Raw genomic sequence first — 22,352 nt, 5'->3', positions numbered from 1 at the left:
GCCGCATGGGTGCAGTGACGCCTCGGAAGTCACACCGCGACGGCGAAGCCATCTGGGATGAAACAGACTTCACCGATGAAAACGACCTCTGAGTGCCTGTTTCGGAACCGTTGTGCATTCGATCGGACTGACGGGTACGTGATCGCCGCCCCGTGATGAGGGCCGCGTCTTGGATCGTCCGTGCACTCATTCGGAGGGTGAGGCTCACCGATAACGCCGTAGTGTCGCCACTCAGCCCATAGCTTGGACACAAGTTCACACTGCAGGGAGGGTGTATTGAGGAGACGGCGCCCCTCGCCCTTCACTGGGAGCCAGCGTTCGCCTCGTAGGCGTCTTTTCGGGCTCCGCCGTACACGGGATCGTCTCCTGTCACGAAGTAGGTCGCGTCAGACCAACTAGGCTGTCATTGCTACCGCTGTGGGAGCCGTTACTGCCGGCGCAGGGCTGATCTTCACCGCGGTCGGAACCTTTGTGGGCGTCCTCGTCGCCCAAGGCCAGCTCACCCAATCTCAGCAGGCGGCCGAGGAGCAGGTACGTAAGCAGGCGCCCCAGGTCGTCATGTGGAAGAGAGAAGCCGATGTCGGTGACGTTGTGGTCTCCAACCGTTCTTCGCTACCCATATATGTGGTGTACGGCTACATGACCACGAGTAGTGAGGTCAAGCCGTTCCCGCTTCCTGATATCCCACCATGTTCCGAGGTCACACTGAATCGCCGGGCGCTCGCCAAGTACCTTGATACGCCAGTTACCGATGAGTACCTGGTTTCTCGGAGACGTAGTGCTGCTCTCCTTTAGAGGTCCTAACAGAAGCGGTTGATCGTGTGACTGTTGGCTTGTCCGCTCGTTGGTGTGGTCGTGGGGAAGCGACAGTCACGGCCGTGGATCGTGTCGGATGAACTGTGGTCGCTGATCGAGCCGTTGCTGCCTGTGCCGGGGCCGAAGCTGGTCGAGGGGCGGCCGAGGGTACCGAACCGGCAGGCGTTGTGCGGGATCCTGTTCGTGCTGCACACCGGCATCCAGTGGGAGTACCTGCCTCAAGAGCTGGGCTTCGGTTCGGGCATGACCTGCTGGCGGCGCCTGGCCGCGTGGAACGAGGCCGGGGTGTGGGACCAACTGCATGTGCTGCTGCTGAAGAAGCTGCGGTCGGCGAAGAAGCTGGACTGGTCCCGGGCGGTGATCGACTCCTCCCACGTCAGGGCGGCCCGACGCGGCCCAAAAGCGGTCCCAGCCCGGTCGACCGCGCACGGCCGGGCAGCAAGCACCACGTCCTCACCGACGCCCAGGGCATCCCGCTCGCGGTGTCGCTGACCGGCGGCAACCGCAACGACGTCACCCAACTGCTGCCCTTGCTCGACAAGATCCCCGCTGTTGCCGGGACCGTCGGCCGGCCCCGGCGGCGACCGGACGCCCTGCTCGCCGACCGCGGCTACGACCACGACAAGTACCGGCGCCTGCTGTGGCAACGCGGCATCCGCCCGGTCATCGCCGAGCGAGGACGGCCACACGGCTCCGGCCTGGGCATCTTCCGGTATGTCGTCGAAAGAACGATCGCCTGGCTGCACGGCTTCCGCCGCCTGCGCATCCGCTGGGAGCGACGCGACGACATCCACGAAGCCTTCCTCGGCCTCGCCGCCTGCCTCATCACCTACAGACACGTCCGACGCCTTTGTTAGGACCTCTTAAAGCCAGGAGCGACGTCAACCTGCACCGGTGGGCCTCCACATCGAGTTTCACCGTCGCACGCGATGAGGCGTGACCGACCAAACGCTCAGTGAGACTGGGATACCCGTACGGTTCTGGGAACTTTCTGAGAAAGGGGTCGGCATCTCGGTGGTGCGCGTCCGTGGCCTGCGCTGCTCTCCCACCGACTCTAAGAAACCTCCCAGAACCTCTCGGGAACGTCGTACCCGCAACCGCCAATGTGTGCGGTCCCATGGCACGCGGCGCCGCAATCTCCCCCGTTCGGCGCCGCGTGCTCTTCATGAGCGAAGCGGAGTGTTCCCACATGGCTGCCACCACGCCCCGTCTCCGGACCAGGCCCGGTTCCAGTCCGCGGCCTGATACGAGTCCGCGGCCCCGACGGCGCACCGTGCCGGTACAGCTGATCGGCCCGTGGCAGAACGCTCTGGAAGGGGCGGCGGCCACGCTGTGCGCGGTGCTCGCCATGGCGGCTGTGTCCGCGCTGGCGCTGGCCCTGCTCGACGCGGGGTCCGTCGGATCGCTGTGGTCGTTGACGATGGCCCTGACGGCCATGGCCGTGGGCGGCTCGGTGAGCGCGGGTTCGGATGTCTCCGCAGACACGGGGTCGATGGGCGGGCTGGCCTCGCTGTTCGACGGTGGTGGTGACATGGGACCATCGATGAGCGGTGCGGCCGATGTCGTGCCGCTCGGAGTCACGCTGGTCGGCGCGGTCGTCCTCTGGGTCGCGTTCTCCCGGCGGTTGCGCCAGGGGCAGCAGCGCAGGTTCACCGCCGGTGAACTGGGCGTGCGGGTGGCCGGAGCGGGAACCGCGGCGCTGGCCACCCTCATGATCGTTGCCGGCCTTGCACAGGGATGGGCCACCATGCCCGCGTCGGCGATGACCGGGATGGGAGGTCCCGGCGGGGCCCCGTCTGCCCGGGGCTTCGGCGGCGGGAGTGATGGCCTGCGTGAGCTCTTCGGCGGCAGCGGCGGCCTGGGCGGCCTGATGGGCGGTGGCGGTACGGGGGCCCAGCCGATCATGACGTACCACGTGAGCGCGGGATCGGCGGGCCTCGGTGCGGTGCTCTGGGTGGCCGTCGTACTCGGCGCGGGCTGCCTGATCAGCCGTCGGGTGCGGCTGCCGCTGGGCGGTGCCCTGGACGGGCTGCGCACCGCCTGGGGCCCGAGCCTGTCGGCTGTCGTCCGCACGACCCTCGTCCTGGTGGCCGTACCGCTGGTGGCCCTGGCGGTTGTGGGGGCGGTGGCCGGTGGCCGGGCCGGCTTGGCGGCGGGCGTCGCCCTGTTGCTCGCCCCGAACGCTCTGGCGGTGTTCCTGACCCTGGGCGTCGGTTCCTCGTGGACGGCCGAAGTGCACCCAGTGCAGAACGACAGCGGAAGCAACCCGCTCGCCGCACTCCTGGGCGGCATGGGTGGTACGGGCGGAGTGAGCGGCGGTCAGCAGCCCGACCGCACCGAGCACCTGAGGTCCCTGTCGGTGGGCGGATGGCCGCTGTGGCTCGTGGCCCTCGCGGTGACCAGCCTGATCCTGCTCGCCTGCGCCTACCGGGCAGCCCGGGCCACGCACCCCGGCCACAAGTTTCCGCTGCTCCCCTACCGGGGTCCGCTGGGCGGGCACCTCGGTATGACCGAGCGGTTCGGCGTCGTCACCGCCCTCGTCCTGGGCGCGGCGGCCTGGCTGGTGGGGGCGTCCGGGCACTTCGGCGTCAGCATGTTCGGCAGCGAGATGGGGGGAATGCAGGCCCAGCTGAGCGTCAGCGTGCTGAGGACAGTTGTGTTCGGGCTGCTCGTCGGTGGTCTGGCTGGGTTCGCCGGAAGCCTGCTGGCCGCGGTGCGCGGTGACCGCGGAGCGCGGTGACCGCAGGTTTTACGCGGTGCCGACAGCACCCTTTCGTATCCTGCCCGGCAGGTTCCCGGCTGCCACGGGGTGCGCGCGAACTGCCCTGCCCCCGCATCTGGCTGTGTCCCCCGTGTCTGGCGGTGGCCGAGAGTGTGTTCCCGGTCGCCTGGAGGCCCACTTTGATACCTGTTGAGCGCTCTGCCCTGCCTGGCACCGGCGTCGAAATCGATCCCGGCGCGGCGGCCGGCACGGGCGTGAATCTGCTGGTCGTGGATGACGAGCCCACCGTGCGGGAACTGCTGTGCGCGGCCCTGCGGCACGCCGGTTTCACCGTGGCCGCGGCCGGTACCGGCCAGGAGGCCCTGGACCGTGCGCGGGAAGTCTCGCCGGATCTGGTCCTGCTGGACGTGATGCTGCCCGACCTGGACGGCTTCGAGGTGATCCGGCGGCTGCGCGACCAGCACCGCCCTGCCGCCGCGTCCCGTGCCGGCCACATCCCGGTCGTGTTCCTCACCGCCCGGGACGCGACCCAGGACAAGATCGAGGGCCTCGTTCTGGGCGGCGACGACTACGTGACCAAGCCATTCGACCTCCAGGAACTCATCGCGCGCATCCGTGCCGTGCTGCGCCGCACCAGCGGCGACCCCACCGCACTGCTGCGCGTGGCCGACCTGGAACTCGACCCCGACGGTGTCCAGGCCTCCCGTGCGGGTGAGCCGCTGCGCCTGTCGCCCACCGAGTTCCGACTGTTGCACTACCTGATGACCAATGCCGAGCGCACGGTCTCGAAGCCGCAGATCCTCCAGCGAGTATGGAACTACGACTTCAATGGCGACACCGGCATCGTTGACACCTACATCAGCTATCTGCGCCGCAAGATCGACAACGGTGGTCCGAAGCTCATCCACACCGTGCACGGCGTGGGTTACGTACTGCGCGGACCGAAGTCGTGAGGACCAAAGTCTTGGCCCCGCCTCGTCGTGTCCGTGCGCTGTGGGCGCGCGCGTCCCTGCGCAGCCGGGTGCTGCTGTTGGCCGTCGTCCTGCTGACGGCCGGATTCACGACGTTCGCCCTGGTCACCGGCAACGCGCTGCGCAGCTACATGGAGGACCGCGTCGACTCCCAACTCCGTGCGACCGCCCAGGTGTTCGCCGTGCTGCCACCGAAGGTGGCGGAGACCGGGGCCGAGCGGCAGCCGCCGGCGGGGCTGGCCGACTTCAGCACGGACGTCCTCGGCAATCCCGTCATCACGTACGTCGCGAAGGACGGCACCGTCGAGAGCAGCATCGACTCCCTCGCCGGTGCGAACCGGACGAAGGAGGCGCAGGGCCCGGCCCTTTCTCGCCTGGACACGGCCGCCGTCGCCGCCCATGGCGGCAGACCGTTCACCGTCGGCAGTACCAAGGGCGAAGCGCGCTGGCGGGTGATCGCCGTGCCCAGAGTGACGCCTGCCGCACTGCCGGGGGCCACGGCGACACCGTCGGCCGACTCCGGCAGTGTGGTCGTGGCGACGTCAATGGACCAAGTAAACAGCACGGTCGGCCGTATGTGGCAGAACTACCGGATCACCGGACTCGGTCTGCTGGCGGTCCTGGCCGTGGCGTGCTGGTTCGCCGTCCGCTCCGGGCTGCGTCCGCTGTCCCGCGTCGAGCAGACAGCCGCCGAGATCGCGGGCGGCGACCTCTCCCGTCGAATACCCGAACTGGCCGGTCCCAATACGGAGTTGGGCCGTCTGGCCGCCGCGCTCAACGGCATGCTCGGGCAGTTGGAGACCGCCTTCGCCGCACGCGCCGAGTCCGAGGCGCGGATGAGCCGGTTCGTCGCCGACGCCAGCCACGAGTTGCGCACCCCGCTCGCCGGCATCAAGGGCCTGACCGACCTTCACCGGATGGGCGCCCTCCCCGATCGCGAGGACATCGACGCCACGATGGACCGCATCGCCCGCGAGTCAGAGCGCCTCACCCGGCTCGTCGAGGACATGCTCCAGCTGGCCCGTCTCGACGAACACGCACTGAAGGTCTTGGGACGGCCCACGGTCCGCCGTGCGCCCAACTCCCCGCCAGGACTCGATCTCGCCCCCGCCGACCTGCGCACTCTCGCCGCAGACGCTCTCCACGACGTACGCGCCCTGGACCCGGCCCGCGCCGTTACCCTCACCGGCCCGAGCGGCGACGGCCCACCCGCCTCCGCGCCGGCCCTCGCCGACGAGGCCCGTCTGCGCCAGGTCGTCACCAACCTGGTCGGCAACGCGGTCACCCACACAGCGCCCGGCACAGCCATCCGCATCGGCGTCGGCACGGTCGGCGGCCACGCCGTCCTGGAAGTCGCCGACCAAGGCCCTGGTCTCACTCCGAACCAGAGCAGCCGCATCTTCGAACGGTTCTACCGCGCCGACACCTCGCGCACCCGCGCCACCGGCGGCGCCGGCCTTGGCCTCGCCATCGTCCACTCCCTCGTCACCGCACACGGGGGACATGTCAAGGTCGACTCCACCCCCGGCCAGGGTGCAACCTTCCGGATCCTTCTGCCTCGGCTCACCGACCAGCAAACTCACCACCGTCGAGGGCCGGAACCGCACGCACCGCCAGGAGCGCTGTCGCCGGGACCTTGCCGACCCGCACCAGGGCCACCAGCCGATCCGGGTCATCGCCGCCCGCTAGGGCTACCTTGATCCGGCCAGCTGCTCAGCGTCCTGGTCAGCCGTGAGACCATCAGCGCTGAGGGCATCATCATCACCGACGCAGTATCAGCGGGACCGAGAGCGTCAGAGCCTGCTGACCCATGCCTTCGTGCCGGTCGACAGGTCGTTCAGTGGTGGTGCAGCAGGGGCAGTTCTTCCTGCCCGAGTCCTCCTGGGATGCCGAGCGGGTTAGCGAGCAGCGGCCTGAGCCGCTGCCTGATCGTCGCCACGACCGACCGGGCCACGCTGCCGGAGATGGCCAGCTGGTATCTGGCCACCAACCTCCCCCATCGCGACGCACCGCACGCCGCACCAGTCCCGGGCCGGCCTGCCTCGCCAAGATCGTCCGACTCTACGGGCTGCTACTGAACCGGATCAGGCTGCCCTCAGCTCCACCTCTCTGCTACGACAGGTCAGTGGCGAAGGTCTCTCACCTCCGCACGAAACACAGCGCCTCACGGCGCAACTCGAAGACGATAAAGGCTCCGAGCGCCGCCGCAGTCATTCCACCTGCGGCCACACGCCCTTCTTCCACAACTCAACCGCTCCGTCATCACGTTCGGTTGCCCGCCGGGCCGGCTGCTCCACGACCAGGCATGGCGTTTGAGTAGCCGCCATGTCCCCTCCACCGTGTAGTTGACGTGGAACAACCGTCCGATCAGCGTCTTCACCCGGGCCAGCGTCCACCGCTGGTCAGCCCAGCCATGGGCGAGCGGGCCACGCTCCAACTCCCTTTCCAGCCTGGCCATCTGCACACCCACCAGCCTCGGGCGCTCCGGCGAGCCCTTCGCCCGGACACCCTCCTGGCCCCGCTCGCGCCACTGACGGCGCCAGCGCTCCACCGACCGCTCACTCACCCGCAGCACGGCCGCGATCTCCCTGTTCTTCGCTCCGCTCTCGAAGCGACCGACCGCTTCCAGCCGGATCCGCTCCCTCGCAGCCCTCTTGGCGTCGGTCAAGCCGCCGCCCTGCGCATATCCCACACCCCCGGCTACCGGCCCGACTCAGAGGCTGGCAGGCTTCCAAGTTCGCGCGACGACCCGGTCCGGGTTTGTGCGGTCCGGCCAAGGGAGCGGTTTGGTTGCGTCACTGCGTTGGTTCCCCCAGCGCCGGCCCACTGGTTGGGGCCGGCCAGGTGCTGGGCCACCAGCGCGAAACAGTGGCGCACCACTGCGGTGACAGTGGCCACCAGTGCCGAGACAGCGGCTCACCAGAGTCCTCGGTAAATCTCGGAGCCGTCAGAGCCCGGAAACCCCATCGATCGCGAGGGAATCCATGAGCGTTTCTCAACCAGCTCACGGCAACGGCCAACAGGAGGCTGCGAGGCCGGGAATGCGGCAGTCATCCGCGCGGCGGCCCGGTTGAAGATCCCGGATCTGATCGATGACAAGGTCGTGCCGGTTGAGAAGTTCGCCAGGAAGACGGGTCTCGACCCTGATCTGCCTGTACCGGCTACTGGACGCCGTGACCACCTGCGGCGTTTTAGAGAGGTCGGTGGGCGGTTCTTCGCATACCGACACCTCGTTGCCACTGCGCGAGGACTGACCGGATGGCATCCGCAACCCGGTGTTGTGGATCTGCGCATCATGGACCCGGGGGCACGGCCGGATCCTGGGGGAAGCGATGCGCACGGGCTGATCCGTCATCCCGGACGTCTTCGGGCACGGTGTTCAGCGGCTGCCTGCGCGAGGACGCACTCCCGACGACGAGCAACTCTGCGCACGGGGGATGACGCTCAGCATCCGCCACTTCCCCATGGTCGTCCAGGCCCTAAAGAACCTCGTGGTCTCTCCGAACGAGAACCCTCGCATCCGTGCCCCGCAGCATCACTGCCGGCGGCCCGCCCGGTGAACAGAGTGATCATCATTGCCAGCCTGGCGGAGATGCGTCCGCCGGAAAGGGGACCGACGTGAACCCATCTCAGAAGCCCGAAAACAACGGCTTCACCGCACCGCGCCGCAATGTACTTCTCGGCATACTCTCAGGTGCCGGGATCGCCATGGTCGCGAACGCCGGGGTGGCGGCGGCGGATTCACCGGATGACGATGCCTCAGGCCAGGCCGTCGATTTCAACTTCGACACGGGCAACGCGATCAGAGATGTGCTCGGTGGAATGGCATTGGCCAAAGGCTTTGCGGTTGTTGCCCCCATGGACGCCACCGTGCTGATTCGCGTCACCCATCTGACGCACAACGCGTGGTTCGACGCTGTGGCGCCTTACCACCCGACAGCAGTCGGCGTGTACTCCAAGCTGGGCCGTCGCCCCGCCAGCGAGCGCGCCACCAACAGGAACAAGAACATCGCCCTTCTCTACGCCTCCCACCGGATACTCGAAACCCTGCTGCCGACGCAGACTGCGGAGTGGCGCAAGATCATGACCTCCGTCGGCCTGGACCCGGACGACAAGACGGAAAACAAAACCACTCCTATCGGCATCGGAAATCTCGCCGCGAAGGCCATCCTCGCGAACCGGCAGCGCGACGGCATGAACCAGCTCGGCGACGAAGGCGGCCGCAAGTACAACCCACAGCCCTACGCGGACTACCTCGGATACCGCCCCGTCAACTCGGCCTTCGAGATCCGAAACCCCTCACGCTGGCAGCCCCTCCTCGGCCCCCACGATCGCCGACTCCAGCAAGGAACCGGGGACGTCGGCGCGTTCATCGTGCAGAACTTCGCAACGCCGCAATTCCGCGTCGTCAAGCCGTACTCCTACAGCGACCCCGATGAGTTCCGCAGTCCGCCACCACGGAACAGCGACCACAACAACCGCCAGGCGTACAAGCATCAGGCGGACGAGGTTCTGGCGGCATCAGCGGAGCTCACGGACGAGCGCAAGATGATGGCCGAGATCTTCGACAACAAGTTCCTTGGAATCGGCCTCTCAGTCGCTGCCGCGGCCGAGCATCATGATCTGGACCTCGATGGGTGGATCCAGTTGCAGATGGTTGCCTCCGTCGCAACCTTTGACTCCGCCATCGCGGCTTGGAATGACAAGCACCGCTATGACGCGGTGCGGCCGTTCAGCGCGATTCGCTATCTGTACGGCAGTAAGCCGGTCACCGCCTGGGGCGGACGGGGCATGGGGACCGTCAACGATATCCCCGCCAACCAGTGGCGCCCGTATCTGAACACGGCGGACCACCCCGAGTACCCCTCCGGGTCGGCGAGCCTGTGTGCCGCGCAGGCACAGGCGTCGCGACGCTTCCTCGGCTCGGACGAACTCGGGTTCTCGCTGCCCGTTCCGCAGGGCGCCTCGCAGGTGGAACCAGGCATCGCACCCGCCAAGGAACTGGTGCTGCGCTTCGACACCTGGACCCAGTTCACCCAGGACTGCGGACTCAGCAGGCTGTGGGGCGGCGTGCACTTCATGCCGTCGATCACTGCCGGCTGGGATGTCGGCCGGCGGGTCGGCGACCGCGCTTACGAGTTCGTACGCAAGCACATCGACGGCAAAGTCCACTAGTACCGCATCCGCTGGAAAGGACATCGAAGTGAACCCGCACCAGAAATCCCGCAGCGACCGACTCACCCCGCAGCGCCGCACCCTTCTTCTCGGCATGCTCGGCGGTGCCGGGCTCAGCCTCGTCGGAAACGCCGGCACGGCCCTGGCCGCTCGGTCGAGCGGCACAGCGGCGGATCCGGCACCCGATTTCAACTTCGACACCGGAAACTCCGTCAGAGAACTGTTCGTCGAGGGGAGGCAGGCGGCAGGTGGCCTCAAGGCCATCGCGCCCATGGACGTCACCATGATGATTCGCGTCACACAAATGGCGCAACTCGCGTGGTTCGACGCTGTGGCGCCTTACCACCCGACAGCAGTCGGCGTGTACTCCAAGCTGGGCCGTCGCCCCGCCAGCGAGCGCGCCACCAACAGGAACAAGAACATCGCCCTTCTCTACGCCTCCCACCGGATACTCGAAACCCTGCTGCCGACGCAGACTGCGGAGTGGCGCAAGATCATGACCTCCGTCGGCCTGGACCCGGACGACAAGACGGAAAACAAAACCACTCCTATCGGCATCGGAAATCTCGCCGCGAAGGCCATCCTCGCGAACCGGCAGCGCGACGGCATGAACCAGCTCGGCGACGAAGGCGGCCGCAAGTACAACCCACAGCCCTACGCGGACTACCTCGGATACCGCCCCGTCAACTCGGCCTTCGAGATCCGAAACCCCTCACGCTGGCAGCCCCTCCTCGGCCCCCACGATCGCCGACTCCAGCAAGGAACCGGGGACGTCGGCGCATTCGTTGTACAGCAGTTTGTGACGCCCCAACTGAGCGTCGCCAAGCCGTACTCCTACGCACACCCCGACGAATTCCGTGTCGCGCCTCCGAAGAACAGCGACCACACCAACGCCAGGGCGTACAAACGTCAGGTGGATGAAGTGCTGGCGGCATCAGCGGAGCTCACGGACGAGCAGAAACTGATGGCGGAGATCTTCGATGACAAGTTTCTCGGGATCGGTCTCTCCATCGGAGAAGCATGCGCGGCCCATGACCTGGATCTCGACGGATGGATTCAGGCACACATGCTGGCGGCCACTGCCGCGTTCGACACCTGCATCGCGGTATGGAAGAACAAGCTCCGCTACGACGCGCCGCGGCCGTTCACCGCGATTCGACATGTGTACGGTGGCAAAAAGGTCACGGCCTGGGGCGGGCCCGGGGAGGGCACAGTGAGCGATATCCCAGCCGACCAGTGGCGAGGCTACCTGCTGGTGGGGGATCATCCGGAATACCCGTCCGGATCGACGAGCCTGATGGCCGCTCAGGCACAGGTGACGCACCGTTTCCTCGACTCGGACACCGTGGATTTCACGTTGCCGTACGCCAAGGGCTCGTCATTGGCGGAACCGGGTGTCACACCGGTCAAGGATCTCGTAGTGCACTTCGACACCTGGACTGAGCTGAACCAAGCCTGTGGCATGAGTAGGTTGTGGGGCGGCGTGCACTTCATGTCGGCGATCGAGGCCGGATGGGATCTCGGTGCCCGGGTGGGTGACCGCGCCTACGAGTTCGTGGTCAGGCACATCAAGGGCAAGGTCGACCACTAGGTGCTTCGCTGATCCCGCAGTAGAGATCAAGGCAGTGTCCGGTGGTGAGCGCGTTAATCAGGGCCTAGAGTTCGCCGAGCGGTCCTCCTCGGTCCAGGCTCGCCCCAAGCGGTTCAAGGTGGTGGGACCGGGATGAGTCAGGAGCGGACCGAACGTATGGCTCAGGTGGCGTTTGGTCGGTCCCCTCTTGGGCCGGTCGTCGGGGCAGGGGGCCGACCCGGAGGGATCGACGGGTCCGAGTGTCGCGAACCACTGGCCCCAGCAGAATATGAACCGCTCCGCGATTGGTGGGGGCTCCGCCTGCCCCGGAGCGGTTCACGGCGCCCCGAATGCGGCGAAGTCGAAGTCGCAGGTGCCTCGGCCCTGACCGGACACGGGGGTCGAGGTGACCGTGACCGCCCCGGTCGCGGCCGGGGACACCCGCGTAGGCTTTGCACCCACCGCAGCACCGGCCACGAAGCACCCAGCCGTTATGGACTGATCGACCTGGTGCGTCGCTCTCGGCCTGCGGTGGTGGCCACCCAGATCGAGGCCGCGCCGGCGATTCGAACCGTGCTGCAGGAAGCCCCCGTCGATGCGGATCTGGCGGGCCCGCAACCCACTCAGCGGGATGACGACACCGACGCGGAGGGCGTCTGTGAGGCTCGTCTCGTTGTACGCCAGTACACCTGACCCGGCCTGCGTCTGATCTGCCGCCGTCGGTACCGCGGGAGTCGGCCTCGCTGCCGCCTCAGTAACTCGGCGACCTGCTCGAGTGAACGACGCCAAGCACTAACCAATTTTCTGTGATGAGGTCTACACCTCAAGGTCTCCCCTTGTACCGGGCGAAAAAATGCGGGAACCGGAAAGGGATGGGTCAGGCGTGGCGGCAATGGGAGAGCACGAGTACGCGGTGGTCGAGGCGGCGCAGCGTGGCGCCCTCTGGGCGCAGGACGAGCTGGTCGGTGCCTATCTGCCGCTGGTGTACAACATCGTGGGGCGGGCGCTGAACGGGCATGCCGACGTCGATGACGTCGTGCAGGAGACCATGCTCCGTGCGCTCGGCGACCGGCGGAGGCCACCCGTTGGCTGGACCACGACGACCGCACGTTGTTGTCGCTGTGGTGGCTGGAGGCCGCCGGCGAGATGAGCAGGCTCGAGGTGGCCACCGCGGTGGAGCTGTCAGCGCAGCGCACGGCCGTGCATGTGCAGCGGATGAAAGGCGCAGCTGGAGACCGCGCTCCTTGTTGTACGCGCGCTGTCTGCGACGCCGTTGTGGGTGCACTTCGATCGAGTGATCGGAAGCTGGGACGGCCGCCCGTCTGCACGGTGGCGCAAGCGCATCGCTCAGCACGCACGGGACTGTTCACTCTGCTCGGGTCACCAGGCCGGACTGGTGCCCGCCGAGGGGCTGTTGGCGGGCCTGGGCCTGGTGCCCATGCCCACCACGCTGACCGATCTCGCTGGGCTGACCGCCCTCAACGACGCCGAGCACCTGCCGAGCCCATGGCCTTCGACGCGCCGGGACACCAAGGCAGGAGCAATCTCACGGTTATGGGAGGCCACGACCATGTAGGCACCTCCCGGCCGGACACGGGTACGACATCCGGGCCGGGCGATCAAACCGCCGTGTTCGAGCCGGTCCACGGCGCCCGCACGTCCGACCGACGCGGACGCCGCGTCCAAAGGCGAATACATCAGCGGCGCCGCATCACCGGCCTGGCCGCCGCGGTAGCTGTGCTGATCATCGGGGGCACGCTCGCGAGCTTGATCATGCCGCCGGACGGGGAGGGGAACACGGTGCAGTCCGCGGCCGACTCGCGGTCCGCCATACCCACGGCACCCATGTCCTCAACCCCTCGCACTGCTCCGGCACCCCCTCCCCTTCACCCAGGACGTCACACGCGCCCACGCCCAGTGCTTCCCAGATGCGGCCCTCGCCGACACCGTCGAAGCCGAATGGGGCGCACCCCAAGCCCAGGTCGCCCCCCACTCCCACTCCCGCCGTCGATCCCGTGGACGCTCCGGCCGAGCAGGTCTTGGCGATCACCAACACCGAGCGGGCCAAGGCCGGTTGTAGCTACCTGAAGCTCGACGACCGTCTCGCGCGTGCCGCCCAGCTGCACAGTGAGGACATGTCGGCCAACCACTACTTCGACCACACCAGTCTGGACGGCCGCAGCTTCGCCGACCGGGCCATCGCCCAGGGCTATCAGGCTCCCGGTGCCGAGAACATCGCCCGTGGACAGAACTCCCCCGAGTCCGTGATGGGGTCGTGGATGAACTCACCAGGTCACCGCGAGAACATCCTCAACTGCTCCCTCACCACTATGGGCCTCGGTCTGGTCGACGACAACTCGACCTGGACCCAGGTGTTCGGCTTCTAGTGGGCGCCAGGAAGGAGCGGACGAGGCCGTGCTTCCGTGCCGGCCACACCGGTGGAGTCAGGCGGCCCGGCCACCGCTCGACGCCGGCGCGTTGAGCACCGCCAGCGCGATCGACACGAGCAACTCGCGCTCGACATCGGTGAGTCGGGGCGGCGTCGGGCCCGACTCCGGGGTTGTGTCCGCCGAGACGCCCGGACCCGGCACCTTCGCGTGTATCGACATGACGCCGATGCGGATCGCGCCGAGCGCACAGCGACAGCGCAGCATCATCTCGGGGTCGTCCGTACCGGCGATGAGCCGCTCCAGCCGCGCCAGTCGCCGTCCGAGGTCGTGGCGGTCGACCAGGATGCGGAGCGCGGCGGGCTCGGTCGCGATGGCCTGCAGGGTGCGACCGCTGTTCTCCAGGGCCGCGATGATGCCGCGGACCAGCCTCTCCTGGTCGAACTCGGCGTCCTCGACCTGGTCGGCGAACTGGTCCAGGGCCTCCACGACCGGGCCCACGAGCGCCGAGAGCAGCTCCTCCTTGGCCGGGAAGTGGTAGTAGAGGGCCGCGCTGGTCATTCCCAGGTACTGCGCGAGGTCGCGCATCGAAGTTCCGGCGTAGCCGTGCTCCGCGAACAGCACGCTCGCGGCGTCCAGGATCCGCTGCCGGGTAACTCCGGCGGTGCTTCCGGCGATCCGCGCCATCGTTCTTCCAACTCCCGTTCTGGGGCTTGGGAGGTGTCGCACATGTGTCGTGCCGTCACCTGGGCTCTGCCTCGGTATGCTACCTTCGCAAGTATTAATCGATCGGCCGATTAATTCTGAGGAGCGGCATGACCCCGCTGGCTCGCTGGTGCTTCCGGCATCGCCTCTTAGTTCTGCTCATGTGGCTGTTGGTGTTGGGCGGCGTCTCTGTGGCCAGCCAGGCCGCAGGCCCCGCTTACGCGAACGTCTTCTCCGTCCCCGGCACCGAATCGGAGAAGGCACAGGACCTCGTCGAGTCCGCGTTCCCGGAGCGCGCGGGCGACATGGACACCGTTGTCTGGCACGTGGCCGACGGGAACGTCCGGGATGCCGCGGTACGCGAGCGGCTGTCCACGACACTCGATGAGATCGGCCGACTCGACACCGTCGGCTCGGTGACCAGTCCGTACTCCCAGGCCGGCGCCACCCAGATCAGCCGCGACGGCCGTACCGCCTACGCCAGGATCACCTACCACAAGACGGCCGAGGAACTGTCGGTGGACGAGGCCGAGCGCGTCGTCGACACCGCGGCCGCGGCCCGTACCGAGGGGATCGAGGTCGAGGTCTCAGGACCCGTCACGGAGAAGATCGAGGAGGGGCAGGCCGGCAACATCGCCGAGTTCGTGGGCCTCGTGGCCGCCGCGATCGTGCTCTATCTCGCATTCGGGTCGCTGCTCGCGATGCTGCTGCCACTGATCAGCGCCCTGTTCAGCGTCGGCACCGGCGTGATGACGATCAAGCTTCTGTCGCACGGCACCGACGTACCGGAACTGGCCGCCACCCTCTCGACACTGATCGGCCTCGGCGTGGGAATCGACTACGCGCTGTTCATCATCACCCGCCACCGGCAGGGGCTGAAGGCGGGCCTCGACCCGGAAGATGCTGCCGTCCGGGCGCTCAACACGTCGGGCCGCGCGGTGCTCTTCGCCGGTGCCACGGTGTGCATCGCGCTGCTCGGCCTGCTGGCACTCAGGCTTGAGTTCCTTACCGGCGTCGCTATCGCCACCACCACGGTGGTGGTGCTCACCATGGCCGCCTCGGTGACATTCATGCCGGCGATGCTGGGGCTGTGCGGCATGCGGGTGCTCAGCCGCCGGGAGCGGCGGCGACTGGCCGACGAGGGCTCGAGCCAGGAGGAACCGCGCGGACTTGCGGTGCGGTGGGCGGCGTTCGTCCAGCGCCGTCCGGGCGGGCTGCTGACCGCCGCCGTGGTCGTGCTCACCATTCTGAGCATCCCGTTCTTCTCGCTCCGGCTCGGCATCTCCGACCAGGGCAACCGCCCCGAGTCGAACACCACTCGCCAGGCATACGACATGCTGGAGAACGGCTTCGGACCGGGCTTCAACGGCCCGCTGCAACTGGTCGCCGAACTCGACGGCCAAGGCGATAAGGACGCCCTACGGCAACTTGCCGACACCGTACGGAACGACGCGGACGTGGCCTCGGTGGTGGCACTGCCCGCACAGCCGGGCGCCACGACGGCCGTGGTCCAGGTGATCCCGAAAACCGCCCCGCAGGACGAGGCGACATCGGATCTCATCGCACGATTGCGCGACACGACGATCCCGGCCGCCGAGCGCGGCACCACGATGAACGTCTACGTCGGAGGACAGACCGCGACCTTCGACGACTTCGCCACCGTCATGCTCGGCAAGCTGCCATGGTTCGTGCTGATCGTGGTGGCGCTCGGGTTCCTGCTGCTGCTCGCGGCCTTCCGCAGTCTCGTGATCCCTCTGACTGCCGCGGTGATGAACCTGCTCGCCGCAGCGGCCTCGTTCGGCGTGCTGGTGGCGCTCTTCCAGTGGGGCTGGCTCTCGGGACCCCTCGGGGTCGGCGGGGCCGGACCGGTCGAGGCGTTCCTGCCGACGGTCATGCTGGCGGTGCTGTTCGGGCTGTCGATGGACTACCAGGTGTTCCTGGTCAGCCGGATGCACGAGGAGTGGGTGCACTCCCACGACAACCCCAGGGCCGTGACGGTGGGCCTGACGAACACCAGCCGGGTCATCAACGCGGCTGCGGTCATCATGATCTGCGTGTTCTCGGCGTTCGTCTTCCGCGACGAGCGGATCATCGCCGAGTTCGGCGTGGGCCTGGCGGCGGCCGTGGCACTGGACGCGTTCGTCATCCGCACCATGCTGGTGCCGGCCGTCATGCGGGTACTGGGCACCGCCAACTGGTGGCTGCCCGGCTGGCTCGACAAGCGGCTGCCACACCTGGCGGTCGAACCGACGGATGCACCCCCGTCTTCCCCATCCCCACCTCCCGCGCCGACGAAGGCCTCGGATCTGCGGGCGAATTGACGGCGTGTCCACGCCTCGGTCCCTCAGCGGCTACGCCCGCTGGGGGATCAGTGGTGAACGGCTTGTTCCGCCACTGGTGACGGCCGTCTGTACACCCCATCGGGCCGCGATGCGGCACTGCGAGCATCGCCTCGCTGGTGGATCCGTACGAAGGAGCGCAGATGTCTCAGTTGTCGTTGTCTCAGGCGGCTCCGGTCGGCGGCAGCCGTATTCGGGGCGTCGGAGCGTACCGGCCCGCGCGCGTCGTCACCAACGAGGAGATCGCCCCGCGGATCGGAGTGGATCCCGAGTGGATCGCGCGCCGGTCGGGCATCCACACCCGGCGGTTCGCCGGGCCCGACGAGCCGCTGGCGATGATGGCGGCTACGGCCTCGGAGAAGGCCCTGGCCGCGGCCGGACTGTCGACCGACGAGGTGGACTGCGTCCTGGTCGCGACGATCAGCCATCTCCTTCAGATGCCCGCGCTGGCGGTGGACGTGGCGTATCGGCTCGGCGCCGCGCCCACCGCGGCATTCGATCTGTCGGCGGCCTGTGCCGGGTTCTGCCACGGCGTCGCTGTCGCGGACAGCATGGTCCGGTCGGGCACCGCCCGCAACGTGCTGCTGGTCGGGGCAGACCGGATGACGGATGTGGTGGACGCCGACGATCCGGCCACCGCCTTCCTCTTCGCGGATGGTGCGGGCGCCGTTGTCATCGGCCCGTCCGAGACGCCGGGCATCGGCCCGGTGGCCTGGGGGGCGGACGGCGAGCGGATGGACGCCATCACCATGACCGGCCACTGGACGCCGAGTCTGCGCGAGAATCCTGAACTTCCCTGGCCCTACCTGTGCATGACGGGCTGGAAGGTTTTCCGATGGGCCACCGAGACCATGGGCCAGGCGGCCCGTGACGCCATCGAACGAGCCGGTCTCACACCCGACGAGCTGTCCGCCTTCATCCCGCACCAGGCGAACGGACTCATCACCGACGCGCTGGTCAAGGACATCGGCCTGCCCGCCGACACGGCTGTTGCCCGGGACATCACCGACAGCGGCAACACCTCCGGCGCCTCGATTCCGATGGCGATGGAACGCCTGCTCGCCTCGGGCCAGGCCCGGTCCGGGGAAGCGGCCCTGCTCATCGGTTTCGGCTCCGGACTGGTGCACGCCGGGCAGGTCGTTCTGCTCCCCTAGGTGCCGCTCATCAAGACGGGCTCCCGTCGTGCTATCTGATGGTGACCCGCTGGTGTCCTGCCCCCAGCCCGTGACCAGCGGGGTCCGAAAGTATCCGATGCAACCATCCGGTCCTCGCATGCGAATTGGGAGCACCCCGTATGAATCTGCCCCTCACCGGCAAACATGCGCTCGTCACGGGCGGCAGTCGAGGCATCGGTCGGGCCATCGTGCTCGCCCTTGCCCGATCGGGAGCCGACGTCCTGGCCTGCCACCAGTACCCGAGCGCGCAGGCGGACCAGTTGGCGAACGAACTGAAGAAGATCGACGGGGACCACCACCTGCTGCGGGCCGACGTCAACAACCCGGCCGACGTCGACCGGCTGGCCGACGAGGCGAAAGCCAGGTACGGGTCGCTGGACGTCGTCGTGCACAACGCCGGCGTGATCAGCCATGTCCCGCTGTCGGAACTGGAGTTGGAGGAGTGGCACCGGGTGCTGGACACCAGCCTGACCGCGGCCTTCATGGTGGTGCAGAAGACCCTTCCCCTGTACGGGGAACGGTCCTCCGTCATACTGATCGGCTCGCGGTCCGCGGCTCGCGGCATCGCTCTGCGGAGTCACTACACGGCGGCCAAGGCAGGCCTGGAAGGGTTCGCTCGCTCGGCGGCGAAGGAGCTGGGCGGGCGCGGGGTGCGGGTCAACGTGATCGCGCCCGGAGTGATCGACAGCGACGACACCAAGGCGATCCTGGCCGAACGACGTGCCCAACTGGTCGCTCGCTACAGCGAGAAGACTGCGCTCGGGCGGCTCGGCGCAACAGATGAGATCGCCGACGCCGCGCTCTTCCTTGCCGGCGATCTGTCCTCATACGTGACGGGCCAGACGATCAACGTGGACGGGGGGATCTGATGCGTGCGGCCGTGTCGCGCCGGCGGATGTTCCGCGTGCGACACGGCCGCGTCCACCTTTCCGTCTTCCGAGTTCGTGTCCCATCGTCCGCCGATGGGTCGGCGGTCAGTCGTCAGTTCCCGGCCAGTCGTTGCAGCGTGTAAACCCTCACCAGTTCATGGACGGAGTAGCCCAGCGGACCGTCCTTGGTTCCCGCCGCCTGCAGCAGATGCCGCTCAGCGAGCCGGGCGAGCACCCCCTCAGCGCTCACCAGGTCGCAGCCGAGCTGCTTGGCGGCGTCCTCCGCGGTGAACGGACCCCCGGTGCGCATCGCGAACAACTGCATGGCCAGCCGGTCTCGCTCGTCCAGCTGCCGGAACCCCGCATGATACGAGGCGCGCAGGTCGAGGTCGGGGAGGCTGGACTCGTCAAGACGGCGGCGAGGGTCGGCGAGCCTCTCGGCGAACTGGCCAAGCGGCCAGCCCGGCAGCCGGCCGAGCCGGGTGCCGACTGCCCGCAGCGCGACGGGAAGTCCCCCGCAGAGCTCGACGATACGGTCGACGGCGGGCGGGTCCTCGCCCGCTCGCTGTGGTCCGATGATCGAGGTGAGCAACTGGTGGGCCTCGTCATCGGGAAGCGGGTCGAGGAGTACCAGATCGGAGCCGGCGAGTCCGTGCGCGAGGCTGGTCACGATGACCGCGCAGTCGCCGCTGCCCGGCAGCAGCGACTTGACCTGGGCAGTGGTCGCGGCACTGTCGAGGAGAAAGAGAAGCGACCGGGAGGCACAGCGGCTGCGGAACAACTCACTGGCTTCGTCGATGTCGTCGGGGAGAGCGGAGCGGGGCTCGCCAAGTGCGGCGAGGAAGCGGTGCAGCACGGTGCGCGGGCGGACCGGATCGGCGCTGTCGCCGCGCAGGTCCACGTAGAGCTGACCGTCCGGGAACCGGTCGCGCACCCGGTGTGCGAGTCGGATGGCCAGAGCCGACTTACCTACGCCCGGCATGCCGGTGATCCACAGGACAGGCAGCGGGGCGTGCAGCTCACGGCATTCCGCGAGGCGGCTCTCCAGCCGGGCGAGCACCTTCGTCCGTCCGGTGAAGTCCGCTATGTCGGGCGGGAGCTGAGCCGGATGCGGGACAGAGCGGACCTGCTGGGTCGGGCCCCCCACCGACAGTCCGACCGCGGCCGCGATCCGCGATCCGGCGGCCTCCGCCAACTCCCCGTCGTCGCCGTTGCCGGTGCGCCCGGACGCCGCATCGGTGCCGTCCGGCATGGTCTGCAACGGACGCAGTCCCAGTTCGGGTGCGGGCTCACCCTCGAGATGCAGTTCAGGTTCGGCCACCAGCACGGCGGTGTGCAGTCGGGCCAGCATGGGCGAGGGCTCCAGTCCCAGCTCGTCGATCATGCCCCGTCGAAAGGTCTGATACGTCTCCAGGGCTTCGTGCCGCCGGCCGGAGCGGTACAGCGCGATCATGAGTTTGCCGTGCATCCCCTCGTCGAGGGGATGGGTGGAGCACAGCGTCTTCAGTTCACTGATCAGCTCGCGGTGCCGACCGAGCTGGAGTTCGGCCTCGAGCCGCAGCTCCACTGCGCGCATCCGGCGCTCCTGGAAGCGCGTGATCTGGACACCGAGCTGATCGCCTGGTTCGACGTTCGCGAGCGGACCACCACGCCAGAAGGCGAGGGCGTCCGCCAGGAGTTCGGCGGCGGTCTCGGCGTCTCCGCCGTCAAGCGCCTTCCGGCCCTGGTCGATCAGCTCCTCAAAACGATGCACATCGAGGACGCCTGCCGGAATATCCAACCGGTAGCCGTTCGGCTTGGTGTGCAGCGTGACACCCGCGCCCCCGAGCGCTTCAAAGACGTTCTTCCGGATCTTGTAGATGTACGACTGGAGAGTGGCGAGCGCGCTCACAGGTGGGCGGCTTCCCCATAACTCATCCATCATCTCGTGTATACCTACGATCCGGTTCCCAGACACAACCAAGAGCGCCACCAGTTGCCGCAACTTTGGTGCGCTCGGCGTCAATTCGTGATCTTCGCTGCCGATTACTTCCAGAGGCCCCAGTACACGAAGCCGCACCTCATCCACATTACTCATCCGCGTGATCCCCCTGCTGGGCGTGATCGCCTCAGTCACGAAAAGTCCAAGTAACGGATTACCGTGCCAGCCGAATTGATATCTCCGATCGAGGGCGGACACTCACCATAAGTCATCCTATCCTAGGGGCACTTGAAGCCCCTAGAGTTTCGAAGGCATGTCACAGGAATAAATTGTTCACAGCCTCACGGAAACCCGATGCGTCGGCAAGCGCTTACGCAAGTGGGACCTGCGAAGAAACCTCCGCAGTAGATATAACTGCGGCCGGCGGACCGGGCCAGAAATCGTTCAGGATGTAACTACTGGCGAGTCCAAAAAAGGGGGGTGCCCGCAAGCCGGCACACCCCCTTCATGGAGAATATCGGTCATGTCGAGTAGGCCGCGATCACGTCGTAAACGGCGAAGGGCCTTCCGGATGGACTCGGGTCGGCGAACTCGCGGATCGGCGCCGTCTGCCCCTTGTGCCGGGCACCCTCCTCCCATTCCAGGAACGCATGCCGATCCTCCCACTCGCTCAGCACGGCGAAACGGACCGGTTCCTTCAAGTCGCGCAGCAGTTCGTTGCGGAGCAGGCCGGACGTACCCTGCAATGCCTTGCTGGACTCGTGGTACGCCCGCACCAACTTCTCGACCTCGTCCGGATCCTGTTCGTTCCGCACCCGAACGTAGATGGTGACGCGAACCGTGCCCCGCTCGATGCCGGTGCTCACCGTGTCACTCCCGCCTTCGTCATCTCGGCAATGACGTCGGTGGTCACCATGGAGCCCTTCGTCCGGAACGGCTGAAGCTTGCTCCGGTGTCCGACGTGCTCCTCGCTGCGCTCGAACGCGCGGAAGCACTCTTCGTCGGTCCAGTCGCTGATGATGTAGTAGACGCTGGGCTCATCGTGGCTACGCATGAGCCATTGGCCGAGGTTGGCGGGCTGGCCGGTGATAATCTCGCCAATCTCCCGCCATGCATCCTCGAACTCCTTCTCCCTGCCCTCGGAGATCTCGGCTCGCAGCAGCACCCTGAAGACCGGTCCGCGGCCGCCGTTCGGCATCGACGCTTCCTTCACGCTGTCGTTCCCCGCTGCCAGGGTGCTGCCCTCGGCGTCGGCCTGGGCGGCCTCTTCGATCAGCTTCTTGATGCGGGCCATTTCCTTGACCGTCTGCCGGTTCAGATGATCCTCGGCGCCGGAGTCGTCCACGGGCGCGGACTGCTTCATGGTGAACTCCTGGACCCAGCGCATTCGAACGCCGTCCGGGCCCTCCGTGTACTCCCAGCGAATATTCATGTACTCGAACAGGCCGTTGTCGAGCCGGTGTGCGGTGACCGTGCGGCTCTCAAGATCGGGAGTCCGCTCGGAGACCCAGCTCCACTGCTTCCCGTCCTCGTCCGGCTGGGTCGTGAGCCGGAAGCGGACCGTGTCGCCCTCGACGGCGAGCACCTCCGACTCGGTGTACTCCTCGAACAGAACAGCCCACTGGGAAACGTCGTTGGTCATGTCCCAGACCAGTCCCATGGGGGCGTCGATGACGATGGAGTTGTCGGTACGGCCGGCCAT

18 protein-coding genes and 1 pseudogene are annotated in these 22,352 nt (G+C 67.5%); 12 read left to right on the top strand and 7 right to left on the bottom strand.

The genetic code is table 11. The features are described from left to right. The first annotated feature begins 855 nt into the window (after positions 1-855). The 4 genes from ACFVJQ_RS37385 to ACFVJQ_RS37370 all read left to right on the top strand — a co-directional run bounded on the left by ACFVJQ_RS37385 (position 856) and on the right by ACFVJQ_RS37370 (position 6,209). Positions 856-1,673 (top strand): IS5 family transposase gene (locus ACFVJQ_RS37385; protein WP_385515071.1). Its coding sequence is split into 2 segments (ribosomal slippage): positions 856-1,219 and positions 1,219-1,673, totalling 819 coding nucleotides; the frame shifts between segments, so codons are not numbered across the junction. 416 nt (positions 1,674-2,089) lie between these two features. After that, a complete protein-coding gene (locus ACFVJQ_RS37380) occupies positions 2,090-3,556 on the top strand; it encodes a streptophobe family protein (protein WP_385515070.1) in 1,467 nt (488 codons plus the stop codon). A 251-nt stretch (positions 3,557-3,807) separates the two neighbouring features. Beyond that, positions 3,808-4,491, top strand: coding sequence for a response regulator transcription factor (locus tag ACFVJQ_RS37375; protein ID WP_385515069.1), 684 nt, complete (start codon positions 3,808-3,810; stop codon positions 4,489-4,491). 11 nt (positions 4,492-4,502) lie between these two features. Beyond that, positions 4,503-6,209 carry a sensor histidine kinase gene (locus ACFVJQ_RS37370; protein ID WP_385790140.1) on the top strand — a complete coding sequence of 569 codons (1,707 nt, stop codon included), beginning with the start codon at positions 4,503-4,505 and terminating at the stop codon, positions 6,207-6,209. A 137-nt stretch (positions 6,210-6,346) separates the two neighbouring features. On the opposite strand, the gene ACFVJQ_RS37365 is transcribed toward ACFVJQ_RS37370, so the two are convergent. Continuing rightward, the gene (locus ACFVJQ_RS37365) at positions 6,347-6,496 is read right to left on the bottom strand and encodes a hypothetical protein (protein WP_385515067.1); all 150 of its coding nucleotides are present in this window, start codon (positions 6,494-6,496) and stop codon (positions 6,347-6,349) included. A 223-nt stretch (positions 6,497-6,719) separates the two neighbouring features. After that, positions 6,720-7,201, bottom strand: a pseudogene (locus ACFVJQ_RS37360) (winged helix-turn-helix domain-containing protein). An 830-nt stretch (positions 7,202-8,031) separates the two neighbouring features. Between ACFVJQ_RS37360 and ACFVJQ_RS37355 the strand changes: the two are divergent. The 4 genes from ACFVJQ_RS37355 to ACFVJQ_RS37340 all read left to right on the top strand — a co-directional run bounded on the left by ACFVJQ_RS37355 (position 8,032) and on the right by ACFVJQ_RS37340 (position 12,404). Next, positions 8,032-9,684 (top strand): vanadium-dependent haloperoxidase, encoded by a 1,653-nt coding sequence (locus ACFVJQ_RS37355; protein WP_385790137.1) that lies wholly within the window; start codon positions 8,032-8,034, stop codon positions 9,682-9,684. A gap of 28 nt (positions 9,685-9,712) precedes the next feature. After that, positions 9,713-11,275, top strand: coding sequence for a vanadium-dependent haloperoxidase (locus ACFVJQ_RS37350; protein ID WP_385790135.1), 1,563 nt, complete (start codon positions 9,713-9,715; stop codon positions 11,273-11,275). A 513-nt stretch (positions 11,276-11,788) separates the two neighbouring features. After that, entirely contained in the window at positions 11,789-11,947 is a 159-nt protein-coding gene (locus ACFVJQ_RS37345; RefSeq protein WP_385515063.1) for a hypothetical protein, read from the top strand. A 199-nt stretch (positions 11,948-12,146) separates the two neighbouring features. Next, a complete protein-coding gene (locus ACFVJQ_RS37340) occupies positions 12,147-12,404 on the top strand; it encodes an RNA polymerase sigma factor (protein WP_385515076.1) in 258 nt (85 codons plus the stop codon). A gap of 547 nt (positions 12,405-12,951) precedes the next feature. Here the strand turns inward: ACFVJQ_RS37340 and ACFVJQ_RS37335 are convergent. Beyond that, a complete protein-coding gene (locus tag ACFVJQ_RS37335) occupies positions 12,952-13,101 on the bottom strand; it encodes a hypothetical protein (protein ID WP_385515061.1) in 150 nt (49 codons plus the stop codon). Between the two features lie 168 nt (positions 13,102-13,269). Between ACFVJQ_RS37335 and ACFVJQ_RS37330 the strand changes: the two genes are divergently transcribed. Continuing rightward, complete coding sequence (locus tag ACFVJQ_RS37330) at positions 13,270-13,641, top strand: CAP domain-containing protein (RefSeq protein WP_385790132.1); 372 nt, start codon at positions 13,270-13,272, stop codon at positions 13,639-13,641. 57 nt (positions 13,642-13,698) lie between these two features. Here the strand turns inward: ACFVJQ_RS37330 and ACFVJQ_RS37325 are convergent, their stop codons facing one another. Next, positions 13,699-14,328: a TetR/AcrR family transcriptional regulator gene (locus tag ACFVJQ_RS37325; RefSeq protein ID WP_385790130.1), complete on the bottom strand. Its 630-nt coding sequence runs from the start codon at positions 14,326-14,328 to the stop codon at positions 13,699-13,701. Between the two features lie 128 nt (positions 14,329-14,456). On the opposite strand from ACFVJQ_RS37325, the gene ACFVJQ_RS37320 reads away from it, so the two are divergent. The 3 genes from ACFVJQ_RS37320 to ACFVJQ_RS37310 all read left to right on the top strand — a co-directional run bounded on the left by ACFVJQ_RS37320 (position 14,457) and on the right by ACFVJQ_RS37310 (position 18,729). Further along, complete coding sequence (locus tag ACFVJQ_RS37320) at positions 14,457-16,667, top strand: MMPL family transporter (protein WP_385515059.1); 2,211 nt, start codon at positions 14,457-14,459, stop codon at positions 16,665-16,667. 161 nt (positions 16,668-16,828) lie between these two features. Further along, complete coding sequence (locus ACFVJQ_RS37315) at positions 16,829-17,839, top strand: beta-ketoacyl-ACP synthase III (protein WP_385790128.1); 1,011 nt, start codon at positions 16,829-16,831, stop codon at positions 17,837-17,839. A gap of 140 nt (positions 17,840-17,979) precedes the next feature. Next, a complete protein-coding gene (locus tag ACFVJQ_RS37310) occupies positions 17,980-18,729 on the top strand; it encodes an SDR family NAD(P)-dependent oxidoreductase (protein WP_385790126.1) in 750 nt (249 codons plus the stop codon). 112 nt (positions 18,730-18,841) lie between these two features. On the opposite strand, the gene ACFVJQ_RS37305 is transcribed toward ACFVJQ_RS37310, so the two are convergent. The 3 genes from ACFVJQ_RS37305 to ACFVJQ_RS37295 all read right to left on the bottom strand — a co-directional run bounded on the left by ACFVJQ_RS37305 (position 18,842) and on the right by ACFVJQ_RS37295 (position 22,352). Further along, on the bottom strand, positions 18,842-20,620 hold the full coding sequence (locus ACFVJQ_RS37305) for a BTAD domain-containing putative transcriptional regulator (protein WP_385790124.1): 1,779 nt from the start codon (positions 20,618-20,620) through the stop codon (positions 18,842-18,844). A gap of 551 nt (positions 20,621-21,171) precedes the next feature. Next, entirely contained in the window at positions 21,172-21,516 is a 345-nt protein-coding gene (locus ACFVJQ_RS37300) for an antibiotic biosynthesis monooxygenase family protein (RefSeq protein WP_385790122.1), read from the bottom strand. Continuing rightward, a complete protein-coding gene (locus ACFVJQ_RS37295; RefSeq protein WP_385515054.1) occupies positions 21,513-22,352 on the bottom strand; it encodes an antibiotic biosynthesis monooxygenase in 840 nt (279 codons plus the stop codon). Before ACFVJQ_RS37295 ends, ACFVJQ_RS37300 begins: the two co-directional genes overlap by 4 nt.

The sequence above is a fragment of the Streptomyces sp. NPDC127197 genome, from assembly GCF_042672405.1.
Classification (GTDB): Bacteria; Actinomycetota; Actinomycetes; order Streptomycetales; family Streptomycetaceae; genus Streptomyces; species Streptomyces flavusporus.
This window is presented reverse-complemented; position numbering and strand designations above follow the sequence as displayed.